At 37.2% G+C, this 15,713-nt stretch carries 16 protein-coding genes; 4 read left to right on the forward strand and 12 right to left on the reverse strand.

Annotated elements, in window-relative coordinates:
• Window positions 1–15: 15 nt before the first annotated feature.
• The gene (locus ACOZIR_RS26825; RefSeq protein WP_028410441.1) at window positions 16–1,098 is read right to left on the reverse strand and encodes a D-alanine--D-alanine ligase; all 1,083 of its coding nucleotides are present in this window, start codon (window positions 1,096–1,098) and stop codon (window positions 16–18) included.
• A 294-nt stretch (window positions 1,099–1,392) separates the two neighbouring features.
• Here ACOZIR_RS26825 and ACOZIR_RS26830 point away from each other — a divergent pair, with 294 nt between their 5' ends.
• The 3 genes from ACOZIR_RS26830 to ACOZIR_RS26840 are packed head-to-tail and all read left to right on the forward strand — an operon-like array spanning window position 1,393 to window position 3,720.
• On the forward strand, window positions 1,393–1,905 hold the full coding sequence (locus ACOZIR_RS26830; protein WP_328121211.1) for an FMN-binding protein: 513 nt from the start codon (window positions 1,393–1,395) through the stop codon (window positions 1,903–1,905).
• An 11-nt stretch (window positions 1,906–1,916) separates the two neighbouring features.
• Window positions 1,917–2,825, forward strand: a complete 909-nt coding sequence (locus tag ACOZIR_RS26835) for an FAD:protein FMN transferase (protein ID WP_045295123.1) — start codon at window positions 1,917–1,919, stop codon at window positions 2,823–2,825.
• A 7-nt stretch (window positions 2,826–2,832) separates the two neighbouring features.
• Window positions 2,833–3,720, forward strand: coding sequence for an RnfABCDGE type electron transport complex subunit D (locus ACOZIR_RS26840; RefSeq protein WP_045295125.1), 888 nt, complete (start codon window positions 2,833–2,835; stop codon window positions 3,718–3,720).
• Window positions 3,721–3,736: 16 nt separating this feature from the next.
• Here the strand turns inward: ACOZIR_RS26840 and ACOZIR_RS26845 are convergent, their stop codons facing one another.
• The 10 genes from ACOZIR_RS26845 to mscL form a co-directional block, all read right to left on the reverse strand.
• The gene (locus ACOZIR_RS26845) at window positions 3,737–4,972 is read right to left on the reverse strand and encodes a sensor histidine kinase (RefSeq protein WP_310879127.1); all 1,236 of its coding nucleotides are present in this window, start codon (window positions 4,970–4,972) and stop codon (window positions 3,737–3,739) included.
• The gene (locus tag ACOZIR_RS26850; RefSeq protein ID WP_045295129.1) at window positions 4,965–5,642 is read right to left on the reverse strand and encodes a response regulator transcription factor; all 678 of its coding nucleotides are present in this window, start codon (window positions 5,640–5,642) and stop codon (window positions 4,965–4,967) included. The genes ACOZIR_RS26845 and ACOZIR_RS26850 overlap by 8 nt, the downstream gene beginning before the upstream one ends.
• Before the next feature lie 145 nt (window positions 5,643–5,787).
• Window positions 5,788–6,900: an acyltransferase gene (locus ACOZIR_RS26855; RefSeq protein ID WP_045295131.1), complete on the reverse strand. Its 1,113-nt coding sequence runs from the start codon at window positions 6,898–6,900 to the stop codon at window positions 5,788–5,790.
• A gap of 219 nt (window positions 6,901–7,119) precedes the next feature.
• Window positions 7,120–8,193: an ABC transporter substrate-binding protein gene (locus ACOZIR_RS26860; protein WP_045295133.1), complete on the reverse strand. Its 1,074-nt coding sequence runs from the start codon at window positions 8,191–8,193 to the stop codon at window positions 7,120–7,122.
• Complete coding sequence (locus tag ACOZIR_RS26865) at window positions 8,190–8,996, reverse strand: ABC transporter permease (protein WP_013054988.1); 807 nt, start codon at window positions 8,994–8,996, stop codon at window positions 8,190–8,192. Before ACOZIR_RS26865 ends, ACOZIR_RS26860 begins: the two co-directional genes overlap by 4 nt.
• Before the next feature lies 1 nt (window position 8,997).
• Window positions 8,998–9,798, reverse strand: a complete 801-nt coding sequence (locus ACOZIR_RS26870) for an ABC transporter permease (RefSeq protein ID WP_045295135.1) — start codon at window positions 9,796–9,798, stop codon at window positions 8,998–9,000.
• Window positions 9,788–10,897 (reverse strand): ABC transporter ATP-binding protein, encoded by a 1,110-nt coding sequence (locus ACOZIR_RS26875; RefSeq protein WP_045295137.1) that lies wholly within the window; start codon window positions 10,895–10,897, stop codon window positions 9,788–9,790. The genes ACOZIR_RS26870 and ACOZIR_RS26875 overlap by 11 nt, the downstream gene beginning before the upstream one ends.
• A 20-nt stretch (window positions 10,898–10,917) precedes the next feature.
• On the reverse strand, window positions 10,918–11,460 hold the full coding sequence (locus ACOZIR_RS26880; protein ID WP_013054985.1) for a helix-turn-helix domain-containing protein: 543 nt from the start codon (window positions 11,458–11,460) through the stop codon (window positions 10,918–10,920).
• Window positions 11,461–11,655: 195 nt separating this feature from the next.
• A complete protein-coding gene (locus ACOZIR_RS26885) occupies window positions 11,656–13,725 on the reverse strand; it encodes an LTA synthase family protein (RefSeq protein ID WP_310879128.1) in 2,070 nt (689 codons plus the stop codon).
• Between the two features lie 194 nt (window positions 13,726–13,919).
• Window positions 13,920–14,315, reverse strand: coding sequence for a large conductance mechanosensitive channel protein MscL (gene mscL, locus ACOZIR_RS26890; RefSeq protein WP_028411898.1), 396 nt, complete (start codon window positions 14,313–14,315; stop codon window positions 13,920–13,922).
• A gap of 277 nt (window positions 14,316–14,592) precedes the next feature.
• On the opposite strand from mscL, the gene ACOZIR_RS26895 reads away from it, so the two are divergent.
• On the forward strand, window positions 14,593–15,129 hold the full coding sequence (locus ACOZIR_RS26895) for a L,D-transpeptidase (protein ID WP_421536050.1): 537 nt from the start codon (window positions 14,593–14,595) through the stop codon (window positions 15,127–15,129).
• A 37-nt stretch (window positions 15,130–15,166) separates the two neighbouring features.
• On the opposite strand, the gene ACOZIR_RS26900 is transcribed toward ACOZIR_RS26895, so the two are convergent.
• The gene (locus ACOZIR_RS26900) at window positions 15,167–15,652 is read right to left on the reverse strand and encodes a VOC family protein (protein WP_045295142.1); all 486 of its coding nucleotides are present in this window, start codon (window positions 15,650–15,652) and stop codon (window positions 15,167–15,169) included.
• Window positions 15,653–15,713 lie beyond the last annotated feature (61 nt).

Below are 15,713 nucleotides of genomic sequence, written 5' to 3' on the forward strand. Positions count from 1 at the left end.
ATAGTGTTGTGTGAGTTACATTGTGTGTTTAATTTGCTGCTTTTCGGTATGACGTTCAATTGCTAGTGATACAAGTTTTTCGATTAAATCTGGATATTCAACGCCTGCGTGTTTCCACAATAACGGGAACATACTGAAAGGTGTAAAACCAGGCATCGTATTCACTTCATTAATAATGAATTTACCTTCTGATGTTAAGAAGAAATCTGCACGTACAAGACCAGATCCATCAATTGCTTTAAATGCTTTGATTGCTAGTGCTGACATTTCTTGATGCTGTTCTTCTGTAATTTCAGCTGGAATAATAAGACCTGTATCGCCGTCTTCATATTTTGCTTTGTAATCGTAAAACGCTTTTTTAGGTAAGATTTCTCCAACTACTGAACAAGCTGCTTCATCATTCCCTAACACACCAATTTCAACTTCACGACCAACTGCTGCTGCTTCTACAATGATTTTTCGATCAAATAAGAAGGCTTCAACAAATGCCGCTTCTAACTCTTCGCGGTTATCACATTTGCTAATCCCAACGCTTGAACCCAAGTTTGCTGGTTTAACAAAGCAAGGGTATCCAAGTGCTTCTACTTTTTCATAAGCAGCCGTTCGATCTGCTTCCCACTCGCGGCGGATAAATGATACGTACTCTACTTGAGGCAGACCTGCCTGTGCAAACAGCTGCTTCATTACAACTTTATCCATACCAGCTGCTGAAGCTAATACGCCGTTTCCAACATAAGGAATATTCAATAATTCTAATAATCCTTGTACCGTACCATCTTCTCCATTTGGACCATGAAGAAGCGGGAAAATAACATCTAGCTGATCATCTGTTTTTGAATCTGTTAATGCAAACATTTCTGTATTCAATGAAACTGGTGAAATAGCTGTTCCGTTATCTTGAATTTCTAATTGGGCAACTGTTTCAAGCGGACCAGTCAGCTGTGTGCCGCGAATCCATTTTCCTGTTTCTGTAATGTAAATTGGATGCACTTCATATTTATCGTGATTAATTGCTTTTGAAACTGCTAGAGCTGTTTGTAAAGATACTTTATGTTCAGCGGATTTTCCTCCGTATAAAAGGCCAAGCTTAATTTTCACTGATGTTCCTCCTAACACATATTCATCTTTTCTATTTTATCATGCACGTTTAGATAGTAAACAGAAATATTAACTATTATTACGTATGTCAAAATAGCTAGGCTTGTGAAAGAAATTCCATCGCCTACCTTTATTATTTAGAATTACCTTTTTCTTTAGCTCATTTGCTTTTTCAAAAAACTTTATTGATTTTAAATCTTTTTTAAAAGTTTATTTGTACAGTTTATTTATGCTAAAGATAACCATCAATAATTGAAATTATCGTTCTGGTACAAATCAGGAGGTTCAACAAACATGAGTAAAATAGGAAAGAAGATGATTGCTGCATGCAGCGTAGCCATTGGAAGTATTTATGCAACGGGTTATATAAACACCCTATCTGACGCGCAAGCTGTTCAAGTCACGCCGGCTCATCATCAGAAAAAAACGACCGATCAGACAGACAATCAACCGATTGTCAATGACAGCTGGGGAGAAGATATAGCTTCGTCTAATAAAAGCCAGTCATCAGCAAGTACCAAAAGTTCTGCTCCTAAAACAAAATACAAAGATGGTACATATTCTGGCCAAGGAAGCAACCGTATCGGAACTGTCTACGTATCCGTGACCATTAAAAATGACCGAATTGATACAGTTGAAATTACAGAAGCGGATACTCACTATTCTCAAAGTTACATTGAGAACCTTCCGTCTCAAGTCGTACAAAGACAAAGCTCAGATGTCGATGTCGTGAGCGGAGCAACGCTTAGCACGGAAGATTTTCAAAATGCGGTGGATAACGCACTTCAGCAAGCAATGAATGCATAAAGGAGAAACGAATGATGCCCATAAAAACGTATAGCCGCTCTGTCTTATCTATGGGAACAATCGTGTCCATTCAAGTAATTGCTCCCCAATCAGAGGAAGCAAATGTCCTTCACCATATTTCAAAGGCATTTACTATTTTTAAGACCGTTGAAACGACATGCAGTCGATTTGATGCCAAAAGCGAAGTTATGAAGCTAATTAGACATATCAAAGAACCTGTTGCCGTTAGCCCTCTATTATTTGAAGCCCTTCATTTCGCTATCTTAGTAGCAAATGAAACGTATGGAATCTTTGACCCAACGGTAGGAAAACAATTAGAAAACCGAGGTTTTAACGAACATTACTTATATGGAAATTCCATACAAACGGACGAAGCAGTCGATTCTGGAAGGTATAAAGATATCGTATTGGATACACATAAAAAAACGGTTCTCTTACAAAAACCGATGATTATAGATCTTGGAGCGGTTGCCAAAGGATTAGCTATTGATCTGGCTGCCCGCTCCCTTCCTTATCAGCATTTTATGATTAATGCCGGAGGAGACATTCTAGTTAAAGGACTCAATCAACACGGAGAGTTATGGAAAGTCGGGATTCAGCACCCTTGGATTCAAACGCAGTCATTACTGACTTTACGTGTAACAGATACGGCTGTCTGCACATCAGGAAATTATGCTAGAAAAAATAAGACGCAACCATCCATGCATCATTTGGTTAATCCCTTATCCCCATCCACTCGAAGCAGTCTAATGAGTTGTACAGCGATTGCTCCTTCTGCCATGCTGGCCGATGCATTATCTACATCAGCTTTTATTTTAGGAGCGGAAAAAGGAGTGAATTTATTGAATGATGCCGACATACGCGGCGTACTCTTCGACTCTAGCTTCACTCCTTTTTTCACATCAGATATGGAGGAATGAATGAATTATGACCACACGTTCTGAACGAAGAAGCGGTGTTAAATATATTAGTACACCAAAAGGTTATATTATTGTAGATGAAAACAAACCAAAAGAAATAAGTCGGTGGGCGCAGCTAGTTAAAACACCTAAAAGATACGTGATGGCTATGCTGCTGCTTTTAACCTTATTAGGTGAATTCAACTCTTCTGCCTTTCAAGGATTAGGACACCTACTGCTTGCCATATGCTCGGCGGCCGCCTTAGATTTAGGATTTTCTTTCGCTTATAAAAAGAAAATTCAGCTCCCTGACGGCGGGATCATTACTGGATTAATTATTGCCTTAGTGCTTAGCACATCTACACCGCCTTCGGTCACATTTTGCACCGTAGCTGTAGCGATTTTATCCAAGCACTTAGTAAAAGTAAAAAAGAAGCCTATTTTTAACCCTGCCGCTTTTGGTCTTCTCTTTTCGCTTATTGTCTTTTCAAGCGGCCAAAGCTGGTGGGGAAGCTTATCTTTACTACCCGTCTGGCTCATTGTATTCGTGTTTGTGACAGGGTACCTTGTGACAAGCAAAGTAAATAAATTCCCTCAAGTATTTGCGTTTTTAGGCGTGTATTTTGCTGTTTTTGCGATTATGTCATTAATAGGAGTAGGTGATGTAGCGGATGCTTTAAGAGCTCCTTTTGTCAATTCTGCTTTATTTTTAGCCTTCTTTATGGTGACGGATCCGCCAACTTCTCCTGTGAAGTATAAAGACCAAATTAAATTTGGGCTGCTTGCGGGGGCAATTAGCGCCGTAGATTACTTAGTTTTTGGCGGTCTCGCCTATTTATTAATTGGCCTGTTAATTGCTAATGCGTGGAAAGCATGGAAGGCTGTAAACAAAAAAGTAACAAAAAAAGCTGCCTGACGACAGGCAGCTTTTTTCATAGCGGAATTTTCACATGAAATTCCGTACCCACGTTTTTTTGACTAAAAACCTTAATTTCTCCGTCATGAGCTTGTACAATCCATTTGGCAATCGCCAGACCTAATCCTGACCCTCCTTCGGCACGGGCTCGGCTCTTATCACTTCGATAAAAACGATCAAACACATACGGAAGATCTTTCGCTTCAATTCCAATGCCTGTGTCTTTGACAATTAGCGTCATAGAGTGGTGATGTTTCTTTAGACTAATATGAATGCTTTCTCCAGGTGGGGTGTACTTAAAAGCGTTGTCTAATAAAATCATACATAGCTGATGAAGTCGTTCTTGATCTCCTCCGCACATTAACGATTCAATTTCCCTTGTGAAGTGCAGCTCTTTTAGTTCAAATATAGGATCAAACTGATTAGCCACTTTATCAACCAGCTCACCCATATTAAAGACCGTTTTGTTTAGCAGCTGTGCACTTGAATCAGATCTAGCCAGTGTTAGTAAGTTGCCAACCAGCTTCGTCATCCGCTTCACTTCGTTTAAGCTTTGATAAATATTTTCGCTTTCTTGCTCAATCGTATGATTTGGTCGTCTAAACAATAGCTCGAGATGCGTTTGCATCACGGAAAGAGGCGTCCTTAACTCATGGGAAGCATCTGCAATAAATTCGACTTGTTTGTTCCAAGACTTTTGGATAGGTACAAGCGCTCGATTGGCTAAAAACAAGCCAGCTACAAGCGAAAGAAGCAGTCCAATAAAAGCTGAAATGATAAGAAGAAAAGCAAGGTGCTCTAAGGTTTGAGTTTCTGGATCTACGTTTAAGACAAGTTGAATTGTTGAAACGTTTTGATCTTTTATATATCCTTCGTTTTTCACATTCATCACTCGATAAGCATGACCGTTTACTTCTTGCGACGTTTGGATTTTTCCTTCTGAGAGTGCAGGCTTAAAGTCGTCAATATCGTTTGTATATAACCCTTTTTTAGGTGTAATTTTGATTAGTTTTTTATCACTGCTCCAAAGTAAAAACGCAACGCGCCGTTCTGTTTCTCTCTCATTGTTTTCTTGGATCTCATGTAAGTTTCTTTTTTTAACCTGCTCGCTCATCTCACTTAGCCGATTGTCCGGGTTTAAAAAAATAAGATGCTGCATGTAAAAATACAAAACTACACTAAAAATGCTCAAAATAACCATCAGCACCATTGTGTTAAATAACACAAGCCTGATTCTCGTTTTTTTAAACATGCTCTTCCCCTTTTAACATAAAGCCTACGCCTCTGACTGTACGTACATAATTGTCACAATTAAAAGGCTGAAGCTTCTTTCTTAAATGGTGAACATAGACGTCTACTACGCCCACTCCTACATCAGATGTAAATCCCCATACCCGATTAAAAATTTGATCTCGAATAAGGATTTGTTCTTTATTTCGAATAAAATATTCTAAAAGCTGAAATTCTTTAATCGTTAACGTTAGGGCACTCCCATTTATCATAACTTCATGATTGGCTTCTCGTATAGAAATGGGACCATATGAAATCATCCCTTCTTCTGCCTGCAAGTCTCTGAGCATTACCCTTAACCTCGCAAAAAGTTCAGCCATGGCAAAAGGCTTAACCAAATAATCATCGGCTCCATAATCGAGTCCTTTCACTCGATCTTCTACACTATCTTTTGCGGTGAGAAAAATAACTTTCGTCAGTACCTTTTGTTTCCTTAGCTTTTTTAGTATGTCAAGCCCTGTCATACCAGGCAGCATAATATCTAAAATTAAGGCATCATAAATATTCTGCTCTGCTAAAAACAAACCTTCATCTCCTTCAGAAGCACAATCAACTTCATATCCTTCTTCTTTTAAGCCTTCTACGATACCGTGTAATAATGAAGCATCATCTTCTACTACAAGTACACGCATATCAAATTCCCCCTTTTGTGCTTACCTCAATAATCATTATCTTAGCATGTCACTTTTAAAAATATTTTAAAACTAGCGCGTTATCATCTCTTATACTTTATAAAAAAAGTTATGTCTGCAAGCAGACATAACTTTTAACTAAACGCTATTTATGATCAGGACGTCGGTAAATGAACACCGCTTCTTTTGGCAGTTTACCAAACAAAAAGCTAGCAAACGGTAAAAGACGATGACATCCCCAGATAATTAGGTAACAGCCTGCTAATGTTAAAATATAGCGTGCCAAGATTTCAAAGTGAAACATGTAATTGCCTTGTATTGGTACTGCTTTTGCCACAAAGTTTAAAACCATTGGATGAATCAAGTAAAATCCAAAAGAGTACATGGCAATATTTTTAACAACCGTCACGGACTTCACAGAAAGCTTTTCAGCTAATATCTCTGCAATTCGGAAAAAGAAATAACTTCCCACGACCAAATAAATTGTATTAACAGCCTCATACGTAAAGCCTGAAATTTGAATTGTCTTCATTGTGTATAAGTGATAATTTAACAGTGAAATAGCTATTCCCGATCCGAGCGTCACCAGAAATAATACAATATTTGAACGACTATACTTTTTATCCACTTGTTCGCGATAATAAATACCAATCCAACCGCCGAGTAAAAACGTAGCCATCGTATTTAAAAATAAATTAAATGAAGTGATATGATACGTATTGTTAAGCATTAAATAACCAAGCTGAATGATAATACCAAACAGCCACATGTATTTTTTAAAAATGGTTACTTTTTGTGCTAGCCACACAAAAACCGGCAGCACAAGATACACTTGTACAATTAAAAAGATAAAATGAAGCTGATAGTAAGACTCTCCGCGTAAAATACGCCTTGCAATGTCAGCTGCATTTAATTCTGTTGCTCCCACATAATACGAATAAAATTCATAAATAAGTGCCCAAATAACATAGGGAACCAAAATATATGTCACTCTTCGAGCATAATACGTTTTCCATAAAGTCTTTGTTAACGGCTTGTTAATATAACTATAAAAGAAAACCAAACCTGTGATCACAATAAAGATGCCTGCTTCAATTCGAACAATTCGATTAAGAAAATGATATTTCTGATAAGCTTCGCTTGCAAATGGCAGTACCGTTGCATATGCCGCTGTTACGTGTACGAGCACAACCATCATCATAGCGAATAAGCGTAAAAAATAAATGGATTGAATATGCTGCTTTTGTTTTTGCTTCACTTTTTCTCTCCTATATCATGTGAAATATAAATTCTAGATGAATAATAGAACATTCAATTTTTTCTTATCTTTCCCGTTTTTACAAATAAAAAAGCTAATAACATAAAATAAATGTTATTAGCTTTACTCGTTTGTATTTTATCTTTCCTCTTGCTATGACGCAACTGAATTTACAAAAACAATAAAGAACTTAAATACAAAGACCTAATTAAATCCCTTTTATTTACGGTGCATTTTAAATTCTAAAAATAATTCGTTGTAATAAGCAAGCATTCGTTTGCCTAAGTTATTATATACTTCAAGCTTTTTTGTTAGTTCTTCCTCTGGATAAAAACGTTCATCTTCCGCTACTTCTTTCGGCAAATAATCTAACGCTTTTTTATTAGGCGTAGAATATCCTACATATTCTGCATTTTGAGCAGCGTGTTTAGGATCTAGCATAAAATTCATGAATTTATGTGCGCCTTCTACGTTTTTAGCCGTTTTTGGAATAACCATGTTATCAAACCATAAATTCGAACCTTCTTCTGGAACAACGTAATTCAGCTTATCGTTTTCACTCATAATTTCAGAAGCATCACCAGACCAAACAACGCCAACTGCCGCTTCTTCATTTGCTAGGAGCATCTTAATCTCGTCTCCTACAATGGCTTTGACATTTGGTGTTAATGTATCAAGCTTTCTTTTTGCTTCTTGAAGATGAGCTTTATTCGTGTCATTTAATGAATAATTTAAGCTGTTTAGCCCCATTCCCATCACTTCTCTAGCGCCATCTGCAAGTAAAATTTGATTTTTTAGCTTAGGATCCCATAAATCATTCCAACTCTTTATCTTCTTACCATGAATCATATCAGAGTTATAAACAATACCTACAGTTCCCCAAAAATAAGGAATAGAGTACTTATTGTCAGGATCAAAAGATAAGTCTAAAAAACGCGGATTAATGTATTTTAAATTAGGCAGCTTCGAATGATCAATTGGCAACAGTAAATTGTCTTCACGCATCTTGCTAATCGCATATTCAGAAGGCACGGCAATATCAAAAGTCGTACCGCCTTGTTCAATTTTGGTCATCATTGCTTCATTCGAATCGAAGGTCTGATAAATGACTTTAATTCCGGTATCTTTTTCAAACTGTTTCACTAAGTCAGGATCAATATAATCTCCCCAATTATAGACGGTCAGCGTATCTCCTCCCGAGTAACCTTCGGCATTGTTCAAATGATGAACCACATACATAAGAACGAAAGAAAGGATGACGATGAAGATAAACGGCTTTGCTAATTGCTTCATTTTCCAGTCGCCACCCCTTTCACTTTATTGCTATATCGCTGACTGATAAAGTAATAACCAATTACAATCAGCACGGTAAACATGAAAATAAGAGTAGAAAGAGCATTGATTTTCAGCGATACCCCTCTTCTTGCTAACGAATAAATTTCTACTGAAAGCGTAGAAAAACCGTTCCCGGTCACAAAGAACGTAACCGCAAAGTCATCCAAAGAGTAAGTTAAAGCCATAAAAAAGCCTGCAAAGATACCCGGACGAATAAATGGCAATACCACTTTCGAAAGTACTTCAAAGCGGCTTGCGCCCAAATCACGGGCTGCATCGAGCAGTGTCGGACTCATTTCCTGCAGCTTAGGCAGAACCATGATGACCACAATCGGTACACTGAATGCAATATGCGCTAATAATACCGATATAAACCCGAGCTTTACACCGATAATGGTAAATAGAATTAAAAAAGATGCGCCAATAATAACATCTGGACTCACAATTAACACATTATTAAATGTTAACAGCGTGTTTTGAACACGTCTGCGCTTCACGTATACGATAGCAAGTGCTCCTATCACGCCAATAATCGTTGAAATAACCGAAGACAATAGAGCAATAATTAAGGTATTTAAGACAATAATGAGCAAACGTGTGTCTTGAAACACTTCTTTGTACCAATCTAACGTAAACCCTTCAAATTCTCGCATGTTTCCTCCGCTGTTAAAAGAGTAATACATTAAATAGAAAATGGGCGCGTATAAAATGAAAAATACAAAAAATAAATAAAGGTGGCTGAACTTCCACTTTCTCTTCATTTTACACACCTCTCTTTCCAGTGCCTGTTATGAGCATCATAACGGCCATCGCAATAATTAAAAAGACGGCAATTGTGGCTCCCATGCCCCAATCCTGCGTCACTAAAAAATGTTGTTCAATCGCCGTTCCCAGTGTAATAACGCGGTTTCCAGCAATTAAACGCGTAATCATAAAGAGTGATAGTGCTGGAATAAAAACAGCCTGACAACCTGATTTAACCCCTTCTAGCGTTAGCGGAAATACCACGCGCTTAAATGTCACCCATGAAGATGCCCCCAAGTCTCGAGAAGCGTAGATAAGCGAGGGATTAAGTTCTTCTAAAGAGTTAAAAATCGGCAAAATCATAAAGGGGATAAAAATATACACCGATACAAATACAAAACTAAAGTCAGTAAATAAAATTTGATGAGTGCCAAGTCCCAGAAATTCAGTAAATTTATTAACCGTACCGTACGTGCCAAATATACCTAAAAAAGCATAGGCTTTTAATAATAGGTTAATCCACGTCGGTAAAATAATCAGTAGAAGCCAAAGCTGCTTATGCTTAAGCTTTGTTAGTAAATAAGCTGTGGGATAAGAAAAAACCAAGGAAAATAACGTAATTAAAAAGGCATACCAAAATGAGCTCAGCGTCATCTGTAAATAAACAGGGGTAAAAAATTTCTTATAGTTTTCAAGCGTCAGCTCATTATCAATGCTGAAAAAAGAATAATAGACAACTAATATAATGGGAGCAACTACAAAAAGCAAAATCCATAACACATACGGGACTAAATAAATATTTCTTGATTTAGTTTGCATGGTAATCCTCTTCATAACCTTCGAGTCGCTTATCGAATTCTTCTTCCGTTTCATTAAATCGCATAACATGAATAGCTTCAGGCTCAAAATATAAACCAATTTCTTCGCCAACCGTTGCCTTTTTCGTAGAGTGAACGAGCCACTCGTTCCCTGCATGGTCATAGCCTAAAATTTCATAATGGACTCCTCTAAACAGCTGTGAATCTACACGAACCTGCAGCTTCCCTTGATCGGAGCTTGTAATGGCTAAATCTTCAGGTCGAATCACAATTTCAACCTGCTCATTTTGGTTTAACCCTTGATCGACACATTCAAATTGCTGGCCGCCAAACTCCACTAAGAAGTCAGCAATCATTTTACCTGGCACAATATTTGATTCACCAATAAAATCAGCAACAAAACGATTAATTGGCTCATCATAAATATCTGTAGGTTCCCCGCTCTGCTGAATTCTTCCTTTATTTAAAACAAAGATTTCATCGGACATCGCAAGCGCTTCTTCTTGATCGTGCGTAACAAAAATGAACGTAATACCTAGACGGCGCTGTAATTCTCTTAACTCGTATTGCATTTCCGTCCGCAATTTTAGATCAAGAGCTGAAAGCGGCTCGTCCAGCAAAATAACTTCAGGCTGATTTACAATTGCTCGTGCAATGGCTACGCGCTGTCTTTGACCGCCTGACATTTCCTTTATTTCTCTTTTTTCATATCCTTCTAGGTTAACAAAGCGAAGGGCTTCTTTAACTTTTATCGCAATATCAGCATTTTTCATCTTCTTGATTCGAAGACCGAATGCTACGTTTTCAAATACATTCAAATGCGGAAAAAGCGCGTAGTCTTGAAAAACCGTATTAACCTGACGTTTGTTAGCCGGAACATCATTAATTCTTTTCCCATTAAAATAAATCGTTCCGCTCGAGGCCTCCGTAAAACCTGCAATTAATCGTAAAATCGTTGTCTTTCCACATCCCGATGGACCTAAGAGGGTATAAAACTTCCCTTTTTCAATTTCAAAGCTTACATGATCCAATACAACTGAATCATTATCATATTGCTTGGTCACATTTTCAAATTGAATAATTGCATTCGTAGATGTCATTTCACTTCACCTCTTTTGTTCTATAAATAAGACTCTGTCGCCACAATAATTAACTCTGTTATTCCGTCATGAGCATTTAAAATCTGATGCTCTTCAGAAGCTTGAAAATAGATGGTTTCTCCTTGTTTGGCTTCATATATTCTGCCTCCAAGCTTCACCTTCACACACCCGCGCAAAATATAGCCAAACGTTTCTGAAAGAGAAGGCTCAAATCTCTTAAATGCACCTTTTTCATGAAGAATAAGACGAATTGGCTCCATTTCTTTTTCATTTGACTCATGCACAAGCCACTGAATATGGTAACCTTTTTCATCTTCGCAATAACTCGTGTAGTCTTCCTCTCTGTATACAACCTTTTGAACATGTGTATCAATTTCAAAGAATTCTTTCGGTTCGCACCCCAGTACTTCCAAAATACTAAAAAATGTTTCTAAAGACGGCGAACTTAAATCGCGCTCTAGCTGCGAAATATAGCCTTTGCTTAAATCAGTACGTTCTCCTAGCTCTTCTTGTGTTAAACCTTTTTTTAATCGTAAATTTTTAATTTTCTTTCCTATTTCCATACTCTCGATCCTCAACTGTATTTAAAATTAGCAAACAGCATGAATGATTGTTCATGCTGTTTCAAACTCAAGTTTTGTTTTACTTAACTTAAAGTTTACTTTTAACCTTAAAATATTATACATGAATTATTTTTTAGTACAACCTTAAACACTTAAAAAATAAAAACTCCTTTTATTTAAAAGGAGTTTTTATTTTTATTTATACAACTTATGCGTTTCGTACTGTTTCCCCGATAATGTATCAAACTCAACTTCATGGTAATCTTGAAGGTCTTTTGCAGCTTTTTTAGATAGCGCTGCCGGCTCATCTACTAGCTTTCCTTTTGAGTTTATATACATATTTGAACGAAAAGCCGGCACTTCTGTTTTCATTTGATTCAGCTGATCGTAGAACAGATTACTTTTGTAACCAAGAGATTGAACAAGTGTCGGAGCAATATAAATAGGACTCATCGTACCAAGATTTTTATCTATTTTTGTATCGTAATTAGATAAAAATAAGAGCGGCGTCTCATAAAATTTTTGAGATGTTTGCTGCGTTTTCTCGTTTCCAAAACCCGTTTCTTTGTAAGCTTGAAGATTTTGTCCAAGTGCTGGCAAATGATCTCCCCAAAACACTACAATAGTCGGCTCATCCAACTTTTGAATTTCATCGTTTAATCGTTTTAAAGCAGCATCTGAACGTTTGATTCCTTCAGCATAAATTTCAATTTCCTTTTGCATTTCCGGTGATAACCCTTTACCGGTTACTTTAATTGTTTCCTGACCATTATACTTATCCGCTGAGTAAGGAAGGTGATTTGCAATCGTTACAGCATGCACAAATGCAGGCTTTTTCGACTGACGAAGCGTATCGAGTACTTCATCAACTACAGCTTCATCGGAAACAAATTCTTTGTTATCTTTTTGCGTATGCTTCATTTGATCAATAAACTTCACTTGATCAAATCCCAAATTTGGATACACATTTTGTCTCATATAAAGCATGCCGCTGTTTGGATGCATAGCTGTTGTAGCATAGCCTTGTTTTTCTAAATAAGAAACAAAAGACGGATATTCTTTTTTACTCAATACATGCTGATAAGGAAGGCCTCCAGGATTAAAGAAGGACAAAGAGTAGCTCGTCAGCGCTTCAAACTCCACATTAGCTGTCTCTCCGCCAAATGAAGGACTTAAAGACCACCCAGAAGGATATTTCTTTTGAAGCTCCCTTGTATTTTTCATTGGATCTTCAGAGAACGTCACGTTAAGCTTTGTTGGGTCCCAAAACGTTTCATTCATTACAAACACAACGTTTGGCTTGACTTCAGTCCTGCTTTCTTGTGTTTTCTCTTCCTTTGACTGAATGCGTTTTGCCACTTTGGCCATTACTTCCTGTGAGTAGTCATCCGGCTCTTGCAGCACATCTGTTTTAACATTTGAAATCATGCCAATAACAGGTCCATTATAGTAATAATTATTTTGCTGATTCCAAGGCATCAGCGCAGCATATTGATCATAATATTTTTGAGCAAACGAGTGTTCAAAGAATAAAAATGATTTCATTAAAAAGATAAGCGGCAGAATCATAATAATTCGAAGAAACCATCGAATTTTAATTTTCGGCAAGAAAAACCACAGAGCGATTAGTACGACAATAGATCCAATAACTCCTATTACAATGGGAATTGAAATCGAATCTTTAATCATCGGAATAACTTCTTTTAACTGACTCGCTTGAATAAAATCGTTCGGGAACAATGGTTCATTTCGAAAGATTTTTTTATAATAGTTTACAAGAGCTAAAATAAAATACAGAACAAAGGTAATTCCAGCCCCTAAATAAGCTTCCCCTACTAGCATAATGATCGCTAGTGTTAACAGCGAAAGTAAAAATACGGTAAAAAGATAGCGTTCGGGATATGCTTGCATCCACTCTATTGTTTTGCCTGGATTATGTATATCAATATGATAGATAACAAAAACCATAGCAGAAACGGCTGCTACCGTAATTGAAAACACAATTGCCGTAAAAATGGCGTACCACTGCGAACCTTGTATTCTCTCTATCTGATTAAATCGAAGCAGAAAATAGAAAGTGAGCGCCCATAAGACAAGTGAGCATCCCCCTATTAATACGACGAACCCAGCTGTATGGATTTGGGCCCAGTCAAACAATATCTTTGTGTCATTTGATATATTAAGCATAACAACACTGTATAAAAAAACGCTAAGCAGCCCATACGCTGCCAGCATTGGCAAAGAACGATACAAATGTTTAAACATAACCTTAAGCCTCCTATTTACAATATCTTAACACTTTTAATATGATTTTAACATTCCTATCTCTCTCGCCTTCACGCCTAATTTTCCCAAAATCACATCAATAACATTTCCCGAGAAATTTCACAAAAAAAAGCCCGCTTTTCTTATGAAAAGACGGGCCTCTTAGCCGTTTTATACGTATGTAAAAATTGCTGTTATGAACGCTCTTTCACTGCTTCTGCTTTTAGCAGATCACGAATTTCTGTTAAGATCTCTTCTTCTTTTGACAGAACAGCCACTTCTTCCTCTACTTTCTCTTCTTCTTTTCTCTTAAAACGATTAAAGAAACGAATAAATAAAAAAATCGAGAATGCAACAATTAAGAAATCAACAATTGTTTGAATAAAAGATCCATATAATACCGTAGCATCTCCAACCGTAAAGGATAAATCTTTAAAGTCTATCCCTGCTAACAACAAACCAATCAGCGGCATAATAATATCATTTACAAGAGACGTGACAATTTTTCCAAATGCAGCTCCAATAATAACACCGACAGCTAAATCTAATACATTTCCTCGCAAAGCAAACTCTTTAAATTCTTTAAGCATCTGTTTATTCCACCTCCTGCCCTTCATTTCAAACTTTCATGATAATACATCCTAAATTAAACAGACAAGGTGCATTTTCATTTTTCTCTTTTTCATGAGATATGTACCAGACCTTTAGTTGTATTTCTGCCCAGATTTTCACTTTATATTCGCGTGTAAAAACGCACTTTCAGTTTTCATTCAGGAAAGGTTCATATTCAGTCCATTTTTCTTTTATACACTAATAGCATGTAATTCATCAAATATGTGAACGAACAATAGAGGAGATGGCTAGAACGTGAGAAAAATTCTACTGCGAGCAGCGGCTTTGTGTCTCGCAGCTATTATCAGTATTTCTTATACAGCAGGCACGGCGGAGGCAAGTGAAAACACAGCAAATAAAGATTTAATTATTATTAATAAAAAAACAAATCAGCTTGCTTATTTTCATAATGGAAAGTTAGAAAAGACGTATTCAGTAGCTACGGGAAAAACGTGGAGCGATACGCCGGTAGGCTTTTTTAAGGTTGTTAATAAAATTAAAAATCGTCCTTACTATACAGGGCACATTGCAGGAGGCGCTCCTAATAACCCTCTTGGCTCCCGCTGGCTAGGGCTTAATGCAAACGGAACAATCGGCGACACATACGCTATTCATGGGAATAACTCAGAAGATAGCATCGGCAAATATGTAAGCCACGGCTGCGTACGAATGCATAATGCGGATGTCGAAGAATTATTCAGTAAAGTGGCGGTAGGAACATCTGTAACTATTACGTATTCATCAAAAACCTTTGAAGAACTGGCAAAAGTATACGGCTACGGACAGCTATGAAAAAATAAAAGCTTATCCAAGAAATCTGGATAAGCTTTTATTCTTCTCTATTCCCATACATGAGCTCCGTACTGTGTGAATATAGCTCAATAATATTCCCAAACGGATCTTCACAATAAATTAAGTAATAAGGTTTTCCAGGTCTTGTATTCCATACTTGGCTGCGCTTTTTACCTCCTGATTGTTCGATTTTATCCGCTAACTTTTCCACGTCATCGGCTATTAAACACATGTGAAAATAACTTTGATACTGCTCATCGCTGTCTTTTAATACAAGAGGCATTTGCGGCTTATTAAATTCAAATAGTTCAATGCCTACCTGGTTGTCAGCTGTCATGTGAGCATTTTTCATTTTTTTGATATGAGATCCCAGTAAATCTTGAGTCATATTTTCAGCTTGTTCTTCCTCCGCATTAAACGTATAGGGACCAGCAATTCTCTTGAATCCTAAAACTTGCTCATACCACTGCACGGCTTTTTCTACATCAGGTACAGCTAATCCAACGTGAGTAATAGCTACCATTTTATCATCCTCCTATACACAAACATTCCCTTTCTACAAAAAGAAAAACAGCCCATTTAAA

This window comes from Priestia sp. D3YE.R1 (genome assembly GCF_049199565.1).
In the GTDB taxonomy this organism is placed as follows: Bacteria; Bacillota; Bacilli; order Bacillales; family Bacillaceae_H; genus Priestia; species Priestia aryabhattai.